Annotated in this window: 21 protein-coding genes and 2 riboswitches; of the genes, 2 read left to right on the forward strand and 19 right to left on the reverse strand. The window is 38.2% G+C overall.

The window, feature by feature from the left end:
- Positions 1-2: 2 nt before the first annotated feature.
- The 13 genes from pdxS to ACJ2A9_RS02575 form a co-directional block, all read right to left on the reverse strand.
- Positions 3-887: a pyridoxal 5'-phosphate synthase subunit PdxS gene (gene pdxS, locus ACJ2A9_RS02515; protein ID WP_441420022.1), complete on the reverse strand. Its 885-nt coding sequence runs from the start codon at positions 885-887 to the stop codon at positions 3-5.
- A 14-nt stretch (positions 888-901) separates the two neighbouring features.
- On the reverse strand, positions 902-1,207 hold the full coding sequence (locus ACJ2A9_RS02520; protein WP_441420023.1) for an iron-sulfur cluster biosynthesis family protein: 306 nt from the start codon (positions 1,205-1,207) through the stop codon (positions 902-904).
- 39 nt (positions 1,208-1,246) lie between these two features.
- Complete coding sequence (gene lipA, locus ACJ2A9_RS02525) at positions 1,247-2,125, reverse strand: lipoyl synthase (protein ID WP_441420024.1); 879 nt, start codon at positions 2,123-2,125, stop codon at positions 1,247-1,249.
- Positions 2,126-2,233: 108 nt separating this feature from the next.
- The gene (gene gcvPB / locus ACJ2A9_RS02530; RefSeq protein WP_441420025.1) at positions 2,234-3,733 is read right to left on the reverse strand and encodes an aminomethyl-transferring glycine dehydrogenase subunit GcvPB; all 1,500 of its coding nucleotides are present in this window, start codon (positions 3,731-3,733) and stop codon (positions 2,234-2,236) included.
- Entirely contained in the window at positions 3,720-5,078 is a 1,359-nt protein-coding gene (gene gcvPA / locus ACJ2A9_RS02535; protein WP_441420026.1) for an aminomethyl-transferring glycine dehydrogenase subunit GcvPA, read from the reverse strand. The genes gcvPB and gcvPA overlap by 14 nt, the downstream gene beginning before the upstream one ends.
- Position 5,079: 1 nt before the next feature.
- The gene (gene gcvH, locus ACJ2A9_RS02540) at positions 5,080-5,475 is read right to left on the reverse strand and encodes a glycine cleavage system protein GcvH (protein ID WP_441420027.1); all 396 of its coding nucleotides are present in this window, start codon (positions 5,473-5,475) and stop codon (positions 5,080-5,082) included.
- Between the two features lie 166 nt (positions 5,476-5,641).
- Entirely contained in the window at positions 5,642-6,757 is a 1,116-nt protein-coding gene (gene gcvT / locus ACJ2A9_RS02545; RefSeq protein ID WP_441420028.1) for a glycine cleavage system aminomethyltransferase GcvT, read from the reverse strand.
- 167 nt (positions 6,758-6,924) lie between these two features.
- On the reverse strand, positions 6,925-7,800 hold the full coding sequence (gene sdaAA / locus ACJ2A9_RS02550; protein ID WP_441420029.1) for an L-serine ammonia-lyase, iron-sulfur-dependent, subunit alpha: 876 nt from the start codon (positions 7,798-7,800) through the stop codon (positions 6,925-6,927).
- A complete protein-coding gene (locus ACJ2A9_RS02555) occupies positions 7,800-8,321 on the reverse strand; it encodes a serine dehydratase beta chain (protein ID WP_441420030.1) in 522 nt (173 codons plus the stop codon). The genes sdaAA and ACJ2A9_RS02555 overlap by 1 nt, the downstream gene beginning before the upstream one ends.
- A 17-nt stretch (positions 8,322-8,338) precedes the next feature.
- A complete protein-coding gene (gene glyA / locus ACJ2A9_RS02560; RefSeq protein ID WP_441420031.1) occupies positions 8,339-9,589 on the reverse strand; it encodes a serine hydroxymethyltransferase in 1,251 nt (416 codons plus the stop codon).
- Positions 9,590-9,747: 158 nt separating this feature from the next.
- Positions 9,748-9,830: riboswitch (glycine riboswitch) on the reverse strand.
- Between the two features lie 3 nt (positions 9,831-9,833).
- A riboswitch (glycine riboswitch) is annotated at positions 9,834-9,936 on the reverse strand.
- A 113-nt stretch (positions 9,937-10,049) separates the two neighbouring features.
- Positions 10,050-11,273 carry an amidohydrolase gene (locus tag ACJ2A9_RS02565; RefSeq protein WP_441420032.1) on the reverse strand — a complete coding sequence of 408 codons (1,224 nt, stop codon included), beginning with the start codon at positions 11,271-11,273 and terminating at the stop codon, positions 10,050-10,052.
- Positions 11,274-11,387: 114 nt separating this feature from the next.
- The gene (locus ACJ2A9_RS02570; RefSeq protein ID WP_441420033.1) at positions 11,388-12,092 is read right to left on the reverse strand and encodes a small-conductance mechanosensitive channel; all 705 of its coding nucleotides are present in this window, start codon (positions 12,090-12,092) and stop codon (positions 11,388-11,390) included.
- 17 nt (positions 12,093-12,109) lie between these two features.
- Positions 12,110-12,823, reverse strand: coding sequence for a DUF5058 family protein (locus tag ACJ2A9_RS02575; RefSeq protein WP_441420034.1), 714 nt, complete (start codon positions 12,821-12,823; stop codon positions 12,110-12,112).
- A 439-nt stretch (positions 12,824-13,262) separates the two neighbouring features.
- On the opposite strand from ACJ2A9_RS02575, the gene ACJ2A9_RS02580 reads away from it, so the two are divergent.
- The gene (locus ACJ2A9_RS02580; RefSeq protein WP_441420035.1) at positions 13,263-15,377 is read left to right on the forward strand and encodes a helix-turn-helix domain-containing protein; all 2,115 of its coding nucleotides are present in this window, start codon (positions 13,263-13,265) and stop codon (positions 15,375-15,377) included.
- 105 nt (positions 15,378-15,482) lie between these two features.
- Here the strand turns inward: ACJ2A9_RS02580 and ACJ2A9_RS02585 are convergent, their stop codons facing one another.
- The 6 genes from ACJ2A9_RS02585 to ACJ2A9_RS02610 all read right to left on the reverse strand — a co-directional run bounded on the left by ACJ2A9_RS02585 (position 15,483) and on the right by ACJ2A9_RS02610 (position 23,355).
- The gene (locus ACJ2A9_RS02585) at positions 15,483-16,736 is read right to left on the reverse strand and encodes a M20 family metallo-hydrolase (RefSeq protein WP_441420388.1); all 1,254 of its coding nucleotides are present in this window, start codon (positions 16,734-16,736) and stop codon (positions 15,483-15,485) included.
- Between the two features lie 51 nt (positions 16,737-16,787).
- Complete coding sequence (locus ACJ2A9_RS02590; protein ID WP_441420036.1) at positions 16,788-17,498, reverse strand: small-conductance mechanosensitive channel; 711 nt, start codon at positions 17,496-17,498, stop codon at positions 16,788-16,790.
- A 73-nt stretch (positions 17,499-17,571) separates the two neighbouring features.
- Positions 17,572-18,279, reverse strand: coding sequence for a DUF5058 family protein (locus ACJ2A9_RS02595; RefSeq protein ID WP_441420037.1), 708 nt, complete (start codon positions 18,277-18,279; stop codon positions 17,572-17,574).
- Between the two features lie 55 nt (positions 18,280-18,334).
- Positions 18,335-19,531: a M20 metallopeptidase family protein gene (locus ACJ2A9_RS02600; RefSeq protein WP_441420038.1), complete on the reverse strand. Its 1,197-nt coding sequence runs from the start codon at positions 19,529-19,531 to the stop codon at positions 18,335-18,337.
- A 48-nt stretch (positions 19,532-19,579) separates the two neighbouring features.
- On the reverse strand, positions 19,580-21,019 hold the full coding sequence (locus ACJ2A9_RS02605; RefSeq protein WP_441420039.1) for an amidase: 1,440 nt from the start codon (positions 21,017-21,019) through the stop codon (positions 19,580-19,582).
- A 341-nt stretch (positions 21,020-21,360) separates the two neighbouring features.
- Positions 21,361-23,355: a sigma-54 interaction domain-containing protein gene (locus tag ACJ2A9_RS02610; protein WP_441420040.1), complete on the reverse strand. Its 1,995-nt coding sequence runs from the start codon at positions 23,353-23,355 to the stop codon at positions 21,361-21,363.
- A gap of 223 nt (positions 23,356-23,578) precedes the next feature.
- Between ACJ2A9_RS02610 and ACJ2A9_RS02615 the strand changes: the two genes are divergently transcribed.
- Positions 23,579-23,797: a hypothetical protein gene (locus ACJ2A9_RS02615; protein ID WP_441420041.1), complete on the forward strand. Its 219-nt coding sequence runs from the start codon at positions 23,579-23,581 to the stop codon at positions 23,795-23,797.
- Positions 23,798-23,825 lie beyond the last annotated feature (28 nt).

Raw genomic sequence — 23,825 nt, forward strand, 5'->3', positions numbered from 1 at the left:
TTCTACCAGCCACGATCTTGCATTCGTTCAGAAGGTTGAAGGGTTGAGATTTCAATCCCTTTCATTGCATTCCCTAATCCTTTTGATAGATTGGCGATTAATTCATAGTCTTCGTAATGAGTAGTTGCTTCGACAATTGCAGTTGCAAATTTTTCTGGATGATCAGACTTAAAGATACCAGACCCAACAAACACACCATCTGCCCCTAGCTGCATCATGAGAGCCGCATCGGCAGGGGTTGCTACACCACCCGCAGCAAAATTTACAACTGGCAGCTTTCCTGTTTCTTTAATTTGAAGTAATAAGTCGTATGAAGCGCCTATATTTTTTGCTTCCGTCATTAGTTCATCGGTAGACATTGAAGCAACTTTCTTAATTTGCGCTTGCATCATGCGCATATGACGAACTGCTTCAACAATATTTCCTGTACCGGGCTCACCTTTTGTCCGGATCATTGATGCCCCTTCACCAATCCGGCGGCAAACTTCACCTAAGTCCCGAGCACCACAAACAAATGGTACGGTAAAGTCTCGTTTATATAGGTGGAACACTTCGTCAGCTGGTGTTAATACTTCACTTTCATCAATGTAGTCAACACCCATTGCTTCAAGCACTTTGGCCTCAACTATATGCCCGATTCTTGCTTTTGCCATCACTGGAATTGAAACAGCATTCATCACTTCTTCAACAATTCTCGGATCTGCCATACGCGCTACACCACCAGCGGCACGGATGTCAGCTGGTACACGTTCTAGTGCCATAACCGCAACAGCACCTGCTGCTTCGGCAATCTTTGCTTGTTCTGCATTGACAACATCCATAATGACGCCGCCTTTTTGCATTTCCGCCATTCCACGTTTCACTCGTTCTGTTCCTGATTTCTGCATTTTCTTTTCTCCTCTTAATCTATTTCAATCGCACATGCACTTGATTCAAAGCTTTCCCCAACGAGAAACCCTTGTTCTTCACAATAATCAATTTGAGTTTCTTCATCTAAATACCGTTTTGTAAACCGATCGATGCGAATTTGAATTCCTTCATACTCAATCACCGTATCGTTTCGTCGGGGCTCATCAACAATTAACGAAAACTTGACTGACACCCCACAGCCTCCAGCTACATCAGCATCAATTCGTGCTGAACGTTCTTCATTGATCTCGATTCCTTTTAGCTTCTGTAACGCAGTATCTGTAAGTGTAATAACCATCGAATCCCCTCCTTTCTCACGAATCCAGATCTTACAAGCTTAGGCATTAACCCGTGCTGATTCAACCTGCTCATCAGCATGATAAGAAGAACGAACAAGCGGTCCTGATTCACAATGACTAAAGCCTTTTGAGATTGCAATTTCCTTCAATTCTTGAAACTCTTGCGGGCTCCAATACTTTTGGACTTGTAAATGTTTTTTTGTCGGTTGTAAATATTGGCCAATAGTCAAAATATCAACCTCATGAGCGCGGAGATCATCCATTGTTTCGATAACTTCTTCCTTTGTTTCACCAAGACCAATCATAATACTTGATTTAGTTGGAGTCGTTGGGCTAAGTTGTTTGGCTCGTTGTAATAACTCTAGTGAACGCTCATATGTTGCCCTGGCACGGACTGTTGGAGATAAACGCTTCACTGTTTCAATGTTGTGATTTAGTATATCCGGCTTTGCATCCATTAAGGTTTGTAAATTTTCATATTCCCCATTCATATCCGATGGAAGTACTTCAATGCTACAAAATGGATTACGTCGGCGTACTGCTCTTATTGTTTCCGCAAAAATTTGAGCTCCGCCGTCTTTGAGATCATCCCGAGCAACAGCCGTAATCACGGCATGTTTTAATCCCATTTGCTCTACTGATTCGGCAATACGTTCTGGCTCTTCCCAATCGAGCTCGGTCGGCAGTCCCGTTGTTACCGCACAAAAACGGCAAGCACGTGTACAAATACTCCCTAAGATCATGAATGTCGCCGTCTTACGTTCAGCCCAGCATTCGTGTATGTTCGGACATTTTGCTTCTTCACAGACCGTATTCAGGTTTTTTTCGTTCATCATCTTTTTTATTCCGGTGTACTCTGCATTCGTATTTAATTTAATTTTTAGCCATTCTGGTTTACGGACGTACTCGATCGGCATCTTATCACTCCTATGACTGAAACTTAAAATGTCCCTCAATTTGGTTTAATATAAACCACCAGGAGTGAATTTCCTTCCCGGTGGTTTACTTTCAACTGTAGAAGTAGTTTAGGATTTTACTAGTTCTTTGTCTGCTAGTTTCTCATCAATTTTTTCCTCTTTTTTATAACGTAAGATTGGTTGTCGGGCTGCTTGCACTTCATCCAATCGACCAATGACAGTTGTATGTGGTGCTTCTAGTACAACACTTGGGTTCTCCTCAACTTCTTTAGCAATTTGAGCCATGACATCAGCAAATGCGTCCATCGTTTCTTTTGACTCTGTCTCTGTTGGCTCAATCATCATACATTCCTCTACATTTAGAGGGAAATAGATTGTCGGTGGATGGTAGCCAAAATCTAGAAGACGTTTTGCCATGTCAAGTGTTCGAACGCCCAATTTTTTCTGTCTTGATCCTGATAAAACAAATTCATGTTTACAAACTTGTGAGTATGGAGCTTCAAAATACGGCTCCAGTTTTTTACGAAGGTAGTTCGCATGAAGAACCGCACTTTCAGATACTTGACGTAATCCATCAGGACCCATCGTGCGAATATACGTATAAGCACGAACGAGAATACCAAAGTTTCCATAATAGCCTTTGACGCGACCGATTGAAAGTGGATAATTTGAGTTCAATACGTATTGTCCATTATCTTTTTCAATACGCGGGATAGGTAAATACGGAATTAACTTTTCTTTTACACCGACTGGACCTGCTCCAGGACCACCACCGCCATGTGGCGTTGTGAATGTCTTGTGGAGATTTAAGTGAACGATGTCAAAGCCCATTTTTCCTGGTGTTGTTTTACCTAAAATCGCATTAGCATTGGCGCCATCATAGTACAGTAAGCCGCCTGCTTCATGAACCACTCTAGCAATTTCTTTGATTTCTGTTTCAAATAATCCAAGTGTATTAGGGTTTGTCAGCATCAAGGCTGCCGTATCGCTATCAACATGTTTCTTTAATTCTTCTAGGTCAACTAAACCATCCTTATTCGATGGGATCGTTACTGCTTTATAACCAGCCACCGATGCCGTTGCTGGATTTGTACCGTGAGAGGAATCTGGAACTAGGACTTTTGTTCTTGTCTCTCCTTTTTGCTCATGATAGGCTCTTACCATCATTAGACCGGTCCATTCACCTTGAGCTCCTGCGGATGGTTGTAATGTCACAGCATCCATACCTGTGATTTCAGCTAATTCTTCCTGTAATTCGTATAATAGCTGCAACGCTCCTTGTACAGTCTCGCCTGGCTGATATGGGTGAATGCGGCTAAAACCTTCAAAACGCGCCACATCTTCGTTAATTTTCGGGTTATATTTCATCGTACAAGATCCAAGCGGATAGAAACCGTTATCGATCCCATGGTTTTTATTCGACAGTGCTGTATAATGGCGTACGAGCTGAAGCTCTGATACTTCTGGAAGCTCTGCTGCTGTATCACGAATTAAATGTTTCGGAAATTTATCATTTACATCAACTTTGCCGACGTCACTTTCAGGAAGGCTGTAACCAACACGTCCTTGTTGACTGACTTCAAAGATTAGCTCATTAGTCTCTACCATTTACAACCGCCTCCAATACTTCTACAAATTGGTCCATCTCTTCTTTTGTTCGTTGATCAGTCACAGCGATGAGCATGACTTTGTCTAAGCCGTAATCAGTTCCTAAATCAAACCCACCGATTATTCCTGCATTTAAAAGTGCTTCATTCACTACCTTAACAGGGATTGGAAGTTCAACGGCAAATTCATTAAAGAATGGTGATTTATTGACAACAGAAAATCCTTTTTCTTCTAAACGTTTAGCCATGTAATCCGCTTTTTCAAGATTCAACTGTGCCATATCGCGAATCCCTTGCTTTCCAAGAGCTGACATACAAATTGCCGAAGCAAGTGCATTCAATGCCTGATTTGAACAAATATTTGATGTCGCTTTGTCACGACGAATATGCTGCTCACGAGCCTGTAATGTTAACACAAAACCACGTTTTCCTTCTTCATCTGTCGTTTGCCCGACAATACGGCCTGGCACTTTACGCATAAATTTTTTGTTAACCGCAAAGTAACCGCAGTGTGGTCCACCAAAAGACATCGGAATTCCGAGTGGCTGCATATCACCGATAACGATATCCGCCCCTAATTTACCTGGTGCTTCTAGGAGTGCTAGTGCCAATGGATTTGCACTAACGACTAATAGTGCTCCTTTTTCTGCAGCAATTTTCTTAATTTCTTGTAAGTCTTCAATTGAGCCAAAGAAGTTTGGGTATTGAACAATCACCGCTGCAGTATCCTTTTCAATTTGTTCTTTCAGCTTTTCTAAGTCGGTCGTTTCCTCAGTAAGATTTACTTCTTCAACTGAATACCCTTGACCACGTGCAACTGTATTTAAAATGGAGCGTGATTCAGGATGAACCGCTTTCGAAACCAATACTTTTGAACGTCTCGTTTGGGCAACGGCAAGTGATGCTGCCTCTGCAAGCGAAGTGAAACCGTCATACATTGATGAATTGGCAACATCCATTCCTGTTAATTCACAAACCATTGTTTGAAATTCAAAGATCGCTTGTAACTCACCTTGACTGATTTCTGGTTGATAAGGAGTATAAGCTGTATAAAATTCTGAACGTGAAATCATATGATTAACGACACTAGGAATGTAGTGATCATACGTACCGGCACCAAGAAAAATAGAATATTGATTTGCATTTTTATTTTTTCCAGCCATCTGGTACATTTTTTTCAGAAGTACCGGTTCCGGATCAGCCTTCGGAATGTTTAACTCCCCGTCTAGACGAATATCCGCTGGAATATCGGCAAATAAATCATCAACAGAATTAACATTTAATAACGAGAGCATTTCCTTCTGATCTTGTTTCGTGTCAGGAAGGTATCGAAAAGTAGCTGTCATATTATTCCTCTCCTTCATCAATAAATGCTTTGTAACCATCTTCATTTAGTAATGCGGCCAGTTCCTCAGGATTTGATAATTCTACTTCTATTAACCAACCTGCATCATATGGTTGTTCGTTAATTGTCTCTGGAGCATCCTCTAAATCTTCATTTACACTAACTACTGTACCTGATACAGGAGAGAAGAGTTCAGAAACTGCTTTCACCGACTCGATTGTTCCCATCGATTCATTTGCTGTTACTTCATCATCAACTTCTGGATTTTCAACAAAGACGATATCTCCTAATGAATTTTGGGCATAATCAGTGATCCCGATTCGTACACGATTTCCTTCAAGTTGTAATACCCACTCATGTTCCTTGCTATATCGTAAGTTTGCTGTAATTGTCGTCATCATTTTTTCATCCTTTCAAATCTATCTATTTTTTAGTTCTAATATATATACTAATCAAATGCGAATACTAGGTTAACGGTTAAAAACGTCTCCAATAAAAATCGTATCATTCTCGGAATTTCCACTTCCTATGAATCTGTTATTATTACCCGTTCCCTTGTGAGTTTTACCCTTTTTTATAAAACGGTGATTTTACTACAACAGCATCAACCAATTTCTTACGGATCTCAACTTTCAGCTTTGTTCCCACCTTTGCATGTTCTGCTGATAGTAGAGCAAGTCCTAAGCTTTTCTTTAAAGTTGGTGACTGTGTTCCTGATGTGATAAAACCAATTTCCTCTTCACCAGCAGCAGAAAGGACTTTGTAGCCGTGGCGTGGAATGCCCCTGCCTGTTACTTCTATACCAACTAGCTTACGTGTTAATCCTTCTTCTTTTTGTTTTGCAAGAGCTTCTTTACCGATAAAATCACTTTCTTTATTCGTTTTCACTGCAAAGCCGATTCCTGCTTCAAGGGGACTGATATCACTTGTAAGTTCCTGACTATAAAGTGCGAGACGAGCCTCAAAACGAAGTGTATCACGCGCACCAAGTCCACACGGCTTTAAGCTATCATCTTTTCCCGCGTCGATTAGCTTATTCCAAAGTGCTTCACCTTTGTCAGCTGCGAAATAAAGCTCAAAACCGTCCTCTCCTGTGTAACCCGTTCGGGAAACGAGAACTTCTGTAATACCATCAACATTGACATCTTGAGCAAAGTGGAAAAAGCCAATTGCCGATAAATCTGTTTCGGTTAATTTTTGTAAGATTGCTTCTGCCTTTGGACCTTGGATCGCAAGTTGGGCAATATCATTCGAAATATTCTGAACTGTCACTCCGCCTTTTACATGCTGCTTCATCCATTCAACATCTTTTTCGATGTTTGCTGCATTAATGACGAGTAAATATTTTTCATTCCTAAGCTTGTAAACGAGCAAGTCATCGACTGTACCACCGTCTGGATAACACATTGCTGTATACTGCGCTTGATTTATACTAAGTTTTGTAACATCATTTGTCAGCAGGCAGTTAAGATAGCTTTCAGCATCTTTACCTTCAACGAGCACTTCCCCCATATGAGAGACATCAAAGAGACCTGCTTGATTCCGTACAGCCTCATGTTCCTCTAAAATACTTGAAAACTGTACCGGAAGTGCCCATCCTCCAAAATCAATTACTTTTGCACCATACTTTTCATACGTTTCAAAAAGTGGTGTACGCTGTAACGTTGTTTCATTACTCATGTCAAAACCCCCTGGATTAAGTTTTTTAATATGAAAGCGCAGGCGCCTTGCTCAGCCGCGACAAGCACTGGAGGGCCGACAATAAGTGTCGCGCCTTTTGACACGTTTGACGGACCGAAGTGACCTCGAGCGGCTAGGCGCTGGAGCTAGACATCTCCGAATTTTTCTTATCTTTTAAAGAGACGTTCTTTCACTTTTTTACCTGTTTCTGTCATCGCCAAGCCCCCTAATGACGTTTCCTTGAGTGTCCAGGGCATATCTTTTCCGATCTTATACATGGCTTCAATCACTTGATCACACGGAATACGGCTTTCAACACCAGCAAGCGCTAAGTCTGCTGCTGAAAATGCGATTGACGTTCCAATGACATTTCGCTTAATACAAGGTACTTCAACAAGTCCTGCAACTGGATCACAAACTAAACCAAGGAGCGATTTCATTGCAATCGCCGTTGCATTTACCGCTTGTTCTGGTGTACCGCCTTTCAATTCAACAATTGTTCCTGCTGCCATCGCAGCTGCTGAGCCGACCTCTGCCTGACAACCGCCTGCAGCCCCTGAAATAAAAGCGCGATTAGCAATAACATAACCAAGTGCACTTGCCGTAAACAATCCCATAACCAAATCGTTATTTGGGGTGCCTCCATTTTTCTGAAGAGAGAATAGTACTCCAGGTAATATCCCAGCAGCACCGGCAGTTGGAGTGGCTACGATGACCCCCATCCGTGCATTACTCTCTGATGTAGCAAGTGAAAATGTCATCGCATCACTGATAAAACTTCCTGATAAAGATTTACCTTGTCTTACATAATCATTCATTTTCGTTGCATCCCCACCTGAAATACCGCTCGGTGCAGACGAGGGGTCGTTTGTTCCGCTATCTACAGCTTCTTTCATTTTAATTAAGCGCTCTTCCATCATCCGGAAAATTGTTTCTTTATCTTTTCCTGATTTTTCCTCTTCCATCATCAGCATGATTTGGCCAATCGTTTTCTTTTCAGTTGTACAAATTTCAATAAGCTCACTCATTGACCGGATTTCCATCATACAACACCCTTTAGAACAGTTTCTTTCTTCATGTCTTGATGGAAGCATGCTACAAGCGTCGATATACTATCGCTTGAGCTCAACCGGATATCTTTCATCTCATCGTTAATCATAAAGATTTTTGATAAACCTCCACCTAACGACACACCACCAACTTTAACTTCAATGTTTTTACGTTTTGCCGATATAACCGTTGTATTCGGGTGATCAAAATACGGACAACTCTCTTCAAGTTGAAGCCTATAGTATAGTCCATTGTGATGAGTCATTTCGATGGCATGTTTTATCCGGGAATCATCTGTATCCATTCCAAGCAATCCACCTAGAATCGCTTTATCTGTTCCATGTCCTTGATGTGTTTCTGCAAAGGAGCCGTAGAAAGTAATTTCTGCTTTTTCAGGACATCCATCCAAAAGTTCGTGAACAAACTTACCAATTGATACGACACCTGCAGTATGAGAACTCGATGGTCCAACCATAATTGGACCAATAATGTCAAAACAACTTTGAAATTCCATGAGTGATTGCTCCTTTCTTACACATTGATTGGTTGTTGAAATAATGGATAGGCACCACAAATGGCTTTTGTTGTTTCCTTTGCCTTTGCTAAAACCGTTGAATCCCCTTTACTCTTCAATACATCTGCGATTACTTTAGCGATTTTCTCCATTTCATCCTTTTTCATCCCGCGTGTTGTTAATGCAGCAGTTCCCATGCGGATTCCACTTGTAACAAAAGGACTTTGCGGATCAAACGGGATCGTATTTTTGTTCACTGTAATACCTGCTTCTTCTAGCAACTTCTCCGCTTCTTTTCCAGTTAAGTTCCACGGACGTACATCAAGTAATACAATATGGTTATCTGTTCCTCCTGAAACTAGGGCTGCTCCTTCTTTCTTTAGAGCTTCACCAAGTGATTCGGCATTTTCGATGACCTGTTTGGCATATTCTTTAAAGCTTGGCTGTAACGCTTCTTTGAAGGCAACTGCTTTAGCCGCAATAATGTGCATCAATGGCCCGCCTTGGATACCTGGGAAAACCGCTTTATTAATTTGTTTAATGATCTCTTCATCATTTGTTAAAATGATACCGCCGCGAGGTCCGCGTAATGTTTTATGCGTAGTACTTGTGACAACGTCAGCATAAGGAACTGGTGATGGGTGTAATCCTGCTGCAACAAGACCTGCAATATGTGCCATATCCACCATTAGCTTCGCACCAACTTGATCAGCAATTTCTCTAAACCTTGCAAAATCAATCTTTCTTGGATATGCACTTGTACCAGCAATAATTAATTTTGGTTTTTCTTTTTTGGCTATTGTTTCAAGCTCATCATAATCAATCAGCTGAGTATCTTCTCTCACCCCGTACGATACAACATCAAACCATTTTCCTGACATACTTACTGGACTTCCATGTGTGAGATGTCCACCATGCGATAAATTCATTCCCATCACTTTATCACCTGGTTGAAGTAAGGCAAAAAATACAGCTGTATTCGCCTGTGCTCCAGAATGAGGCTGGACGTTTGCGAATTTGGCTCCAAATAAAGTAGTCAACCGGTCAATCGCCGCTTGTTCTGCAAGATCAACGTATTCACAACCACCATAATAACGTTTTCCTGGATAACCTTCTGCATATTTATTTGTCATTACACTCCCCATGGCTTCTAATACGTCTGAACTTACAAAATTCTCAGATGCAATTAACTCCAATGTGTTATGCTGACGTTTTTTTTCACTTTCTATTGCTTCGAAAATAACTGAATCATTTTGTTTTAAACTCATTCAAATCCCTCCTAAATTTTTAAAACACCTAACTTATCTATCTGCTACACTTTTTATCCATGAAAAAAAGGACAGGAAAGGTAGCTCACTCACTACCTTTTCTGTCCTTGATTGCAAACAAAAAGGACAGAAAAAGATAGTTTATTTTCGCTACCCTTCTCTGTCCTTTTACCTGAGAGTTTAACTTCATTATTATCGAAGTCTACCCCTTTGGTGGCGTTTAATTACGCGCTCTCCAGAGGTGCGTCCTGTTGTAGTTCTTCTACCTGAGAGATTTGTCCCAAGGGTCTTTTTGGAACTTGCTCCTTCGGTGTGCACTTACTTATACACTCTCCTACAACCATCATCCGCAATCTATTCATTTTTTGATTAAGTTTAGAATAACGACTTAATTTACGACTGTCAACTATATTTTCCTACTATTTTTATTTTTCTAAAAAGAAATAATATTATAAAAGAATTATTTTATTTCAATTGTTTTTTCAAATTGAGAATAATTATATTGTTCAAAATAACTACACACAACGTGTCCAACTGATTTTGCCGCAACCAAAAGGGAGTCTTCATCAATATCGAACTTCGGATGGTGATTAAAATAGACTTTTTCTACTCCTTTTGGTTTACAGCCAATATAAAAGAATGTTCCAGGAATCTTTTCTAGGTAGTAAGCAAAATCTTCTGAACCGGAAAACTTCGGAAATTCAATCACTTGTTTTATATCTAGGTCGTCCACCTTTTCAAGTGTTGATTTTACAAATTCAGTAATTTCCGGGTGATTATATAAAGGCGGATAATCATTAACATACGTAAAATCGCACTCTACCGCAAATTCAGCTTCGATTCCTTTCACAATTCGGTGCATTTCTGTTTCAATGATTTGTCTTGTCTCAACTGACATATAACGAGCATCACCTTCAAGTTCAACACGATCTTTAATAACATTTCGGGCGCCTTTCCCATCAAAAGATCCCACCGTAATTACACCAGTATCAAACGGATTTAATCTACGGCTTATAATCGTTTGAATCGCTGTTACAAAATGTGCCCCAGCTACAATCGGGTCGTTCGCCAAATGTGGTGATGAACCGTGTCCGCCAGCTCCTTGAATACCTAGGTTAAAACCACTTCTCCCTGCCATCGAATACTCGCTGTTATAACCAACTGTTCCTGTAGATTCAGTAGGAAATAAATGAGTACCAAAAATATGATCCACATCATCAAGGATCCCTGAATCCAAAATACTCTTTGCTCCACCAGGTGGTGTTTCTTCGGCATGCTGATGAATAATTTTGATTGTACCTGATAAAGATGATTTCAATTGAATGAGACAATCAGCAAGTATCATCAAGTAAGCGGTATGTCCATCATGTCCACACGCATGCATTACACCGTCATTTTTCGACTTAAATGGTACATCAGTCTCTTCTTTAATTGCCAGTGCATCAAAGTCTGCACGTAAAGCAATCGTTTTTCCCGGATTTTCTCCTTTAATTGTGACGACAATTCCATAACCATTACCGACGTTCCGTGCAATGTCTACATCTTTTCCCTCATAAAAATTGGCAATATAATTAGCGGTATTTGCCTCTTTAAACGAAAGTTCCGGGTATTGATGCAAATACCGTCTAATCGTAATCATTTCTTCTTTTCGTTCTTCCAGCATTTTCATTAATTGTTCCTTCATAAAAAAGTTTCCCCACCTTTGATTATGAATAATTTAGTTCTAAACGTTGTAAGTGTAAGAGGAAAAGTGGATGTAAAGATAATCATGAAAAAATGTCCCTTCCTCTAAAAAACGTTATACAGGCATTTTTGCTTCGTTTCTCTTTTCTAAGAAGAGGCAAATCGTTATTGTCAAAATGATGCATAGTAACATTTTCATATAAACAACCAGTGCTGTCAGATTAATTACAAATCCTATCACAAGTCCAATCACACCATAAATTGGCTTTTTCATCGCAAACTGAGCTAATACCCCACCAAAGATCGCTGGTAAAATAAACGGAAACACTTGTTGTATATGCTCTGGTATTCTTGAAACCAGCATGGCTCCTACCAAGATCATTGGAATTAGAAACACTTTGTTTACTAATGATGCAGCTCCTATTGCAAGTGTCGCTGCTATTTCTCCTTTCTTGGTTCCTGGCTCTGCACCAATTGAATTTTGGGCTGCTGCAGCAGCTGGCAGACACATGTTTCCTACATTACCTGTCAGAAAACTAATATAAGTACCCGAAACACCCAAAATAGTATAATACATGATTGGTTCAAGCACCCAAACAACAGCAATAATTCCTGCATAGGCGAGAAATCCACTCAAAATAACATTCCAACCAGGATGATGTCCTAAGAAAAATGAAAGAACGACCGGCAACGATAACGATAAGATTATCGCGGCCCAAACTGTCAATCGACCCCAAAAATGAGCTCTTTTATGAAACTGTTCCATTGCAGAACTACTAGTCCCGCTAACTGTTGTCTCAATTGTTTCTTTCAAACCCATAATTTATCCCCCCGTCATTAGATAATGATAAAGTAACCCACAACTAAGCTGGCAAGAATCGATAGGCCAAGGGACCATTCGCGTATCCAGTTTTTCTGCAGCTTATCCGCTAATGCAGTTAAAACAAACATTGTTATACTCGCTGTCAGTACAGCTACAATATACTCAAATCCTTTAACCATTTCAGCACTTGCTAAATTCCCGAATGCAGCTACCATTGCAGCTGTGGCTATCACCATCATAAGCTTTTTATTTTTTTCATTTTTATTGATGATTTTCTTTTCAATCTTACTGATTGATTTCGTAGCCAATGCAACAAACAGTAACCAGCCTACCCCACCTAAACATAACGTCCAAACAACTGCTGTAAATGCCTGGGTATTAAAGCTCGTACTTCCTAATTCAGCACCATAAGCATTTGCACCTAGACTTGCACCAACCGATTCAATCGGGGCCGATCCAATAATTCCAATCCTCATCAACGTCAGGGGTTCTCCCAAAAACGGGATTAATGATAAGGCAACAATAATAATCGCAAATGAAGGGCCAATTGCCGAAATGGCTCCTGTTTTTATGGCGCTATTCACCTCACCTTTTGTCATGCCAATTTCTTTACTTGCATCTTTTGCTAACAGAATAAACTTAATCGCTTGAAAAATGACCACGCCTAAAACCATGAGTGCAATAACCCAAACTAAGAAACCACTAGCTAACCTCATAGCCTCTACCATCATCAGCACCACCTTTTCTTCTTTCATTGACAATTACCAGAAACCACGTGTACCCAAATACCAATTCAGGTCTTTCTCCAACATATTTTTTCACCCAGAAAGGATCTTCCCAAACACCTCCTTGATTGATAGCGTTTTCATAAATTACAAAAATGAAGTAGCGGGTTACAAACCCCGCTATAAATCAGGTTAAAATAGGAATTCAGTTTTTTCTAATCTAGGATGTTAAGACTTTAGGATTATGTTCTAGCCATAGTGGCGGTTCGTTTCAGCAAAGTAGTAAATTCTTATTATTCTATCGATACCATTTCTTAATTTTCTGTCTTTTCTTTCTACACTTTTTACTATACACTGGGGTTGGGAGTATTACAATGTGGTAACATACATAATAATAGATGATATAATGTATATTATCACATAACGATAGAAGGAGTTACATATGAACGCAACTGAGTACAGTCTATTATTTTTAAAAGATAAGTTGAAAAATAGTTCGTTTCAAGTGTGGGGATATAATCATTTCACGAATAATGAATACTTAATTCATAATAACGGAGATAACGAACCATCCCCCCCTTCAATTCACTCATCAAATGAGGAAGAAAGCTCATATAACATAGTAAAAGAAAGCAACCGAGTGGTCCTTTCTTATTTCTACCCAGAAGGAAACCAAGTGAATGTCTGTATTTATTTGCAATCAGTACCTTTATCTAAAGAAGAAATTCAGCATTTATATTACTTTTTCTACCTTTATCACACGAAAGAAATTATCGAAAGAAAAGATAATGAACTATACAATCTCGTCAATAGTATTCACTCAATAACCTCTAGTCTTGATCTTGATGAAGTACTTGAAAAAATTATAAGTAATGCACTTAAAGTTATTCCTTCAGCAGAAGCCGGGTTATTATTTCTTTATGATCAAACGAGTGAGAGGTTAACACCTAAAGCGCCTGTTGGATTCAATAACTCCATTTATAATATAAAATTTAAAGTCGGGGAATCAATTACTGGCAAAATTTTCGAAGACGGGAAAGGCAGAATATTCAATTCAAAAAAAGACGTATTTGAAGAAATGTCCAAATACAATATCTCAACAGAAAACTTTGATTATCTTACTTCGGGGAAATCTCCGGAAGCAGCAATGGGTGTACCTGTATCAATTGAAGACAAAAGAATTGGTGTAATGATTATTCATCAATGGAAGCAAAAAAAAGTATTCGACAATCATGACTTACAATTATTGCAAGGTTTTGCTGAACAGGCTGCAATTGCTATTCAAAATGCACAATATTATATGGAGGCAAATAAAAGGTTAGTCGAGGTTACAGAGTTAAGTCATGAACTTCAAGAAAAAAACATGCAACTCCAAAAAAGACATGAGATACATCAAGCATTAATCAATATTTCTTTGCAAAATCAGGGAGTTGAAAAAATTATTTACGAATTTAATCATATGATTAAACCAACATTATCTTTTTTTAATGCCCTTGAAAATAAGTTCTATTTAAATAAAAGATCAAAGCAACCACCTTTCAGTATTTTTGAAATGAAAATGATATTTAGGGAAAAGCGCATTTCATTACATGTTACTGTGAGTGACGATGATAAGAACAGTTATTTACTGTATCCAATATATAACGGTATTGCTTTTCTAGGTTGCTTTATTGTTCATTTATCAGAACCTTTATCTAAATCTGACCAAATGACCCTTGAACAAGGCAGCTCTGTATTAGCTCTAGAATTGGTTAAAAAACAAACAATTACTGAAATCTATTATAAAAAAAGACACGAACAGTTTCAGAATTTACTAAGCTATAAAGATAACGAGCAATTAATTCAACAAGCAAATGAAATCGGAATAGACATCTCATCTTACTGTTTTATTGCTATTTTCGAGATACCGGGATACTCTGATTTACAACTGCTTGAGATAGAAATACATCAACTAGTTTCTAAAATAAAAAATGAACTAATGGTTTCAGATAAATTAATTTACGGATTCCATAATAAAATTATATTACTTGTATCAAGTTTAGAGATTGAAGACCTAAATCATATTCAAATTAAAATTCAGACTATTAGAAAGGAATATAAAAATAGTAATAATGCTCTCTTTCGAGGTGGAATCAGCAGTACTTATAAAGGGCTGGAAAGTGTAAAGAAATGTTACGATGAAGCAACGAAGACCCTATCTTATTTAGCTGATCGTAATAGAAATGATATTATTTGTTACGAAGACATTGGTTTAAACCGTTTATTTTTAAATCAATCCTCGCAAGAAATAGAATCATTTGTACATGATGTACTATCCCCGTTATGGTCTGATAACGACAGAAACAAAGATTTAGAAAAAACTCTCATTACTTACATTGAATACAATCGTTCCGCTACGAAAACAGCGAATGATCTGCATATTCATATTAATACGCTTTATCAACGACTAAAAAAAATTGAAGATTTACTTCATATTGATTTTCAAAATAATGAAGATGTATTAAAAATTCAATTAGCGTGTCATTTAAAAGCAACTTATGACCGTGACAAATCATAGCATAAAAACACCCAGGAATTTTTCTACGATCCTGGGTGTTTGCAGTTTATAATCCCTTTTTCAGTTTTAGTTGTCAAGTATTAAACAATCCTCACATTTCCACGACTATTTCATCATTTTTAACACAGTTCTATAGAGAACGTCGGCACCGATTGCTAAATCTTCATTGGAGGCAAATTCTGCAGGGTTATGACTGATCCCCTCCTTACAGCGTACAAAAATCATTCCGTAGTCACATACATTTGACAACATTAGCGAATCATGAAAAGCGCCACTCATTAGGTTCGGTGCATCTAGACCTAGATGTTGACATTCACTACGAATAATATCTTTAATCCATCCGGCACAGAAACTCGGTTCACTATTTTGGTCTTCAATAATTTCAACAGTTACGTTGTGTTTTTCAGCAATTTGTTTAAAATTCTCTCTCAGATCGTATTCGCACATATTTCTTCGATCCAGGTCAATGTCACGCAGATCAATCGTAAATTCAACTTCCTCTGGAATAACATTTCGAGATGCAGGAGAAACATTGAGAGCTCCTACTGTTCCAACTGTTGTCGCAGCAGAATCACGTTTTACGAGCTCATTGAATGAAAGGATCATTTCTGAAGCACCCACTAGTGCATCTTGACGCATATACATAGGTACGGTTCCAGCATGCCCAGCAAAACCTTTCACTTTTACAGTTAGCCATAATGGTCCAGCAATACCCGTGACAATTCCAACTGGTTGATCTACCTTTTCCAATAGTGGACCTTGTTCGATATGAAGTTCAAGAAAAGAATGAATGCTTCCTGGCGGATAAACGGAGTCCGACAATTTATCTGGATTACATCCGAACTCACGTAATGCCTGTTCTCTTGTAACTCCGTCCTTATCTACTCTTCCTAATTCACCTTCATCTAACTTTCCGATTATTCCTCTCGAACCGAAAAGCCCTTTATTAAAGCGCCACCCTTCTTCATCACAAAAAGAGACAACTTCGATTGGCCGGTCTGGTACAATTCCTTTTTCAGTCATGGTAGCAACGGCTTCAATGCCACTAAGTACACCTGCAGTTCCATCAAATCGCCCTCCATTGGGCTGTGAATCTAAGTGTGAGCCGATCATTAATACGGGAGCATCAGGGTCTTTCCCTTCTATACGACCAAATAAATTTCCGCAGTTATCAAGACGTGTCGTCATACCTGCGTCTTCCATCCATTTAGAAACCAACTCAAATGCCTTTTTTTCAACGGTTGATAAGGTCGGACGACAAACACCCGTTTCACCAATCTTCCCAATTTCCGCTAGTTGTTCAATATTCTGGCTTAATCTATTTTTATTAATCGTTAATTGATCTAAAATTGTCTTCATCATGCTTCCTTCCTTCTATAAGCTTGTAAGTTGTACCTTTTCGTTTACTAATTAAGCACCTGCCTTTTTATCTTTTTGTTTTTCCATGAAATAAATAACTGTGATTGTAAGTGCGACAGTCAGAGCGATTTTTATTAAATTAAAAATCGGTGAAAATAAAACTAACATCCCTATTCCTAATGCCACGATTCCATACTTTGGTGTTTTATAGGCAAACTGACCTAACACCGCACCAAAGATGGCAGGGAGAATAAAGTTAAATGCGTTGTGTATTGCTTCTGGTAAAGCATTAACGATTGCCGTGCCTAATAAAATGATCAAGACCATTATCGTAATATTTACAAGCGATGCAACTGCAATCCCCAAAACGCCAGCAATTTCAGCTTTGCGTGATCCAGTTTCTGCTCCTATTGCTTTTTGTGCGGCTGCAGAACAAGGGAGACACATATTAGCAATATTTCCAGTTAAAAATGCTAAATACGTTCCGCCAATTCCAAGTGTAGGGTAGTATGTGATCGGCTCCAATATCCACATGATTCCGATAAAACTCGCATAACCAATTAGTCCTACAAGAATGACATTCCAACCAGGGTGAGCACCTACAACAAACGACATATATAAAGGTACGACAAGACACATTGCAATTAATACAAAAAGCGTTAAACGTCCCCAAAAATGTGCTTTATCATGAAACATTTCAATACCATTTGACCTTGAAGGTTCAATATCTGTTACAACCTTTTTCTGGACATTTAAACTCATATTTTCTCCCCCTTGTTAGATTAAAAATTTGAATAACTAAATAACAATTTTCTCTATTAATCATTAAAGACCATCATATTAAACTAGTGAAATATCCACTTGCCATCCCGATTACCATAGCTATTCCTAATGCCCACTCTTTAAGCCAGCCAATATCCTTATTATCAGCAACTTTCATTATGATGATCATTGCAAAGATTGCGACAACCCCAGCAACGGTGTGATTAAAACTATTAACCATTTGCGCACTTGCAAGGTATGCAAACGCCCCTAACATTGCAGCTAATGAGATAATCGCCATCACTTTTGAATTCTTTTTCTCGATTTTTTTCTGAGTTTTTCCTAGTTGTCTAGTAAAAAGGGCTGTAAAAATTAACCACCCCATTCCTCCCAAGGACATTGTCCATAAAACGGCACTAAAGGCTTCTAAGGAAAAATCAGGTGCATTAAGTTCAGTTCCAAATGCATTTGCACCGATTACCGCAGCAGATGATTCTGTTGCTGCAGAACCGATAATACCAATTCTCATTAACGTGAGCGGTGATCCTATAAGAGCAATTAACGACACAAGCACAATCGCAATTCCAAATGAAGGTCCGATGGAACTGATAAACCCTGTTCTTATTGCCGTTTTTACTTCTGTCTCTGTCATTCCGACACCAGGAGCAGATTCTTTTGCTATCTTTATAAATATAATTGCCTGAAACACTACAATTGCTACAAAGATAAAAGCCATGATCCATAATGGAGTACTATTAGCAACACTCATTACTTCATTCAAAATAATTCCTCCTTTATTTTTCGTTTTAATATTAAGAATAATAGTTACTATGACATTATTTCATAGCTAAACTTTTGGTACTTGAGAAGTAGTTTAATACGGAAGAAATGAATAGTTTTCCTATATACATCATTGCTTCCTCTTGTACATCAAACATTGGATGGTGGTGTGGGTATACCTTACTTTCTTCTTCCATCGCTCCACCTACCCAAACAAATGTACCTGGCACTTCTTTTAAATAATAAGCGAAATCTTCCATCCCCATTTGCGGTGGTATTGTTTGTACCATTTCTTCTCCAAATAAATCCTTTGCTACTTTCTTTACTCGCTTCGTCTCGACGGGGTCGTTTACTACAGCTGGATAACCACGTACGTAGTTATACGTCACAGAAGCTCCAAAAGCCTTGCATGTATTCACAGCTATTTTTTCAATCGATTCTTCAACCCAATCACGAACATCGTCATCAAACGTTCGTACAGTTCCTTTCAGAGTTACTTTATCAGGGATAACATTAAAGCTGTCACCACCATTAAAAGATGCCACTGATACTACGGCTGGTTTTAAAGGATCAACTTGGCGACTAACGATTTGCTGCAAGTTTAAAAGTAATTGACTTCCAACAACGAGGGGATCGATACCTAAATGTGGCATAGCGGCGTGTACACCTTTTCCTGCAATCTCGATTTCAAATGTGTCACCATTTGCCATTGAACTGCCTTCATTTACACCAATAACTCCAAGCGGTGCTGTCGAGTTCACATGTGCCCCATAAATCACATCGACTCCCTCAAGGCAGCCATCTTCAATCATAGACTTTGCACCGCCAGGAATCACTTCTTCAGCAAACTGATGAATAAAAACAACATTTCCTTCTAAACTATCTTTGTTTTCACTTAATACTTTGGCGACACCAAGTAATCCCGCTGTGTGAAGATCATGTCCACACGCGTGCATCACCCCCGGGATACGCGAACGGTAGTCAACATCTTTTTCATCTTGTATCGGAAGTGCATCGAAATCAGCACGTAACGCAACTGTTTTACCAGGCCTGCTTCCTCTTAAAATACCAACTACTCCACGTCCCCCTACACCAGTTTTTACTTCTAATCCTAAATCAGTAAGAAAATCGGTAACTTTCTTTGGTGTTTCAACTTCTTTGTGGGAGAGCTCGGGGTACATATGGAGATTCCTTCTAAAATTTACTAATTCAGGATAAATTTCTTCTAATCTAGAAAACAACTTTTCTTTCATGTGAACCATCCCTTTCATATAAAGTAAAATGTAATGCTTTAAGATTCTTTATTTTTTCCTACCTTCTTCAAATTTGGCAATTTTCGGACGATTTTCCCCATAATTTGTTGCTTGTTCAAATGCATATCCTATTCGCATTACTTCATTGTCTGCTCTGTGAGGGCCAACAATTTGTAATCCTAGTGGTAAACCATCAGATGTAAATCCACTTGGAACAGATAATGCTGGATTACCAAGAGCGGAAATGTAATAGGCAGAACGCATCCAATCGATATATGTTTCCATTTGAACACCATTTATTTGTGTTGGAAACTCCAAATTTACATTAAAAGGAGCTACTTGGCTAACCGGTAATATAAGAGCATCATATTGGTCGAAAAATTTCCGTACTCTATGATACAAAATGTTGCGTAACCTCTCTGCTTGTCCAATATCTACTCCAAGTAGTTCTCGTCCTTTATTTACATTCCATATAAAGCTAGGCTTCAGCACTTCTTGATATTGATCAAATATTTCTCTACTGGACAACTCGAATTCCCAAGCGCGGAACGTATGAAATACTTCATTGGCTTCTGATAAATCAGGACAAGCTTCTTCTACATGACACCCTAAATCTTCAAAGTAGTTTATTTGTTCCTCGATATTCCTTTTTACAACAGGATCAACGGGAATTGCTCCGCCAAAATCAGCAGACCAGGCAATACGCAGACTGCTTATATCGTCATTAAAGGTCTTTAAAAATACTTCTCCAGGTTCTTCAATGGAAATGGGTGATCTGTTGTCAGGTCCAGCGATAACTGACATCATCAGTGCTGCATCCAACACATTCCGTGCGATCGGGCCTTGTACTCCAAGCGTTGAATAAAGTGCATCTCTAGGGTATATTGGGACACGTCCTGGTGATGTTCTCATACCTACAACATTATTGAAGGCAGCTGGGTATCTTAAGGAGCCCCCCATATCACTGCCGTCTGCTAGTGGTAGCATTCCTGTTGCAACAGCAACCGCCGCTCCTCCACTACTTCCACCTGCTGTACAATTTAAGTTATATGGATTTCTCGTCACACCATATACTTCATTAAACGTATGGGCACCTGCTCCAAATTCAGGTACATTCGTTTTTCCGATCACAATCGCACCGGCACTTCTTAAACGCTCAACAATAAGCTCATCTTCTGTTGAGATATTGTCACGTAGGGCGAGGGAACCACTTGTCATTGGAAATCCTTTTGCATTATGTGTATCCTTTATTGCAATTGGTAGACCGTGGAGAGGTCCTACTTTTTTTCCTGAAGAAAGAAATTCATCGGCTTTCTCGGCACCTTTTAATGCCTCGTTTTCATTTAAAGCAACGATTGCATTCACATCAGGATTTATTCTTGCAATTTGTTTTAGATGAGCCTTCATCACTTCAACGGCAGACACTTTACGTTGTTGAATGGCACTCGCAATCTCTCGTGCAGTAGAAAAACAATTGACATTTTCCAAGTTATATCCATCCCCCTTTTATAAATTCTGGTTAGAAGTAAACGCTTACATTCCTTTTAACACATGAAAATTTGAAAAAAATAAATACGAAAATGATACCTCGTCCTTATATTAAGTTTATTTGCAATAACCATGCCAATTTTCAAACAAAACAAAAAACGTTGATTCACCGCCTTTTTTTCACGAAAGAAGTCTTTTTTCTGTTTGCCTAACTGTTTTCTAATTATGCATTACCGCATAGATATAACTTTTTATATTTCTGAATTTTCAAAATGGACAATTGTAAGTAAGTGTTAAAAAAATTATGCGTTTGCGCATAACGGTATGCGCAAACGCATAAATTAACGTTCGTATTTCTTTAATTTTCGGCTGATCGTCGACTGATTTACTTTTAACACCTCTGCAATCTTTGTTGTTGTTCTATATTTCTTTTTTGCCTTCAAAATTAATTGTTCTTCTAGCATATCCATCGCATCCTTCAAAGGCATTAATCCAATCACATTTACCTCATTAGTTGCTTCTTCGCCTATAACTAAAAAATTAGGGAGATGGTGTATTTCAATCGTATCTTCTCCTACAGTTACAACAAGCCTTTCAACAATATTTTGTAACTCCCTTACATTACCAGGCCAATGATAATCATGAAAGCAATGTAATACTTCCTTTGTAAATGATTTATTTGATTTATAACGGCGATTGATTTTTTTCAAAAAATAAGTTATAAGGTGAGAAATATCTTCTTTTCTCTCTCTTATTGGTGGGACATAGATTGGAACTACATTTAATCGATAATATAAATCCTCTCTAAAATTACCTTTTTTTACTTCTTGTTGGATATCACGATTTGTTGCGGCAATCACTCTTACATCAACTTCAATTGGTTTTGTGCCACCTACTCGCATAAACTTACTTTCTTGAATGACACGTAGCAATTTCACTTGTAGCTGCGGAGAAATTTCCCCAATTTCATCTAAAAATAAAGTCCCTTCATGTGCCATCTCGAAAAGTCCAACTTTCCCACTCTTTGACGCTCCTGTAAACGAGCCTTTCTCATAACCAAATAGTTCAGATTCAATTAAATTTTCAGGAATGGCACCACAGTTTACTGTTATAAACGGCTTTCCTTTTCTTGAGCTATTTTCATGTATATAGGATGCAATGACTTCCTTACCTACTCCTGACTCTCCAGTAATTAAAACCGTAGAATCTACTTGGCCTAATTTATGCAATAATTGCAGAATAACTCTCATCTTATCACTCTTAAAAATATACTTTTCATCTTCCATATATAACTTTCGTAAATCTTGAATTTCCTTCTTATAACCTTCCAAAAGTACTTTCGTATCTTCTAACTCCATCTCCAGCTTTTCTTCTTCCGTAATGTCTCTTGAGATGTTTACAACTCGAATAATGTTGCCTTGTTTATCTTTAATCGGTGTTCCTAAAACCATTAGTTTTCTGCCGGTTTTCGTTGTTTGAATAATTTGCATTTTTTCCTTTTTTTCTAGTACTAATCGTATTAGTGACGGTCTAAAAACCCCTTCCTCCTCAAGTTCTCGAACATTTCGCCCTAGATACATTTCTTCTTTTTGCCCCCAAAGTTTTTCACAGGAAGAGCTCACCCTCAATATATTCCCCTTCTCATCAGAAACAGCAATTATATCAAAACTCGAATTAAACACAGCTTTTAAATCGATATCAAGATTTGTAAAACTATCAAGTTGCTTCGCTATTTTTTCAATATCATTTGCATATAATTCGATTTGCATTGCCCCAACTGACTTTCCTCCTTGGTGAACCTTTGTTTCGATCATAACCCGTTCTTTCTTGTCGACTACATTACTTTTCGTCTTCTTGACCGCAGAGGTAACGTCTTCCTCTTGTTCATGTGTGACTAGCTTTACAATTTTTTCTTCATTTTTAGAAGACTGGAATTCCTCAGTATCAATCATCATTTTTTCATCCTCGTCAATCACTCTTAATTTAAAAGGAATTGAATGAATGACAGACTGATACTGTCTATATAAATAGCGGTAGAGTGCTTCTCTTGTAATCCAACCTAAATTAGTATTTTCCTCGCGGACAAACCAAATAGAATAGTCATCGAAAGTTGAATTTGAACTATATATGCTTTTAATATCAATTGTTCCACAATCAATATATTGTTTTTGTCCCTTTTTTGTAATCGCCCCAACGATTGTTCCTGTATCATCTTGCAAAAAAATAATACCAACTTTATCGAATAAGTGATCATACTCATATATATATGAGCTTTTCTCCCAATCTTTCATATGAATAATGGTATACTTTTGTTCTAATTCATTTACTAATTTCATAATCTCTCAGCCCTTATATAAGTTGTGGAAATATTTGAATTATTTTATTATACCATAAAAATTATTGTTCAAAGTTAGTATGTCAATGTTAGTAGTGATTTCAAGACACCAAGCATTAATCAAGATTTCTTTGCAAAATCAAGGAGTTGAAAAAATTCGCCACTTTTTACTCGCACCTAGTTAATTTTTGATACATAAAGTATTCAAAAAGGGGCGTTTGAGTATGAACTGGCAATATAAAATTCCATATTTAATGGGGCAACCAGTAGGTGTATCTTTTACCGATGGAACTGGTACATCGGGTATATTGTGCGACGCAGATGGAGGACAGATTTATGTCTTGGAATATTTATACCATACACAATTTGCACTTAAACATTATGATTATAAAACAATCCAAGATCTTCTCCCATTTCCACCTTGTCAACCAACACTATATTAATAAATTAAAATCTCACAAAATTTTATGA

The organism is Anaerobacillus sp. MEB173 (assembly GCF_052119505.1).
Classification (GTDB): domain Bacteria; phylum Bacillota; class Bacilli; order Bacillales; family JBJMAU01; genus JBJMAU01.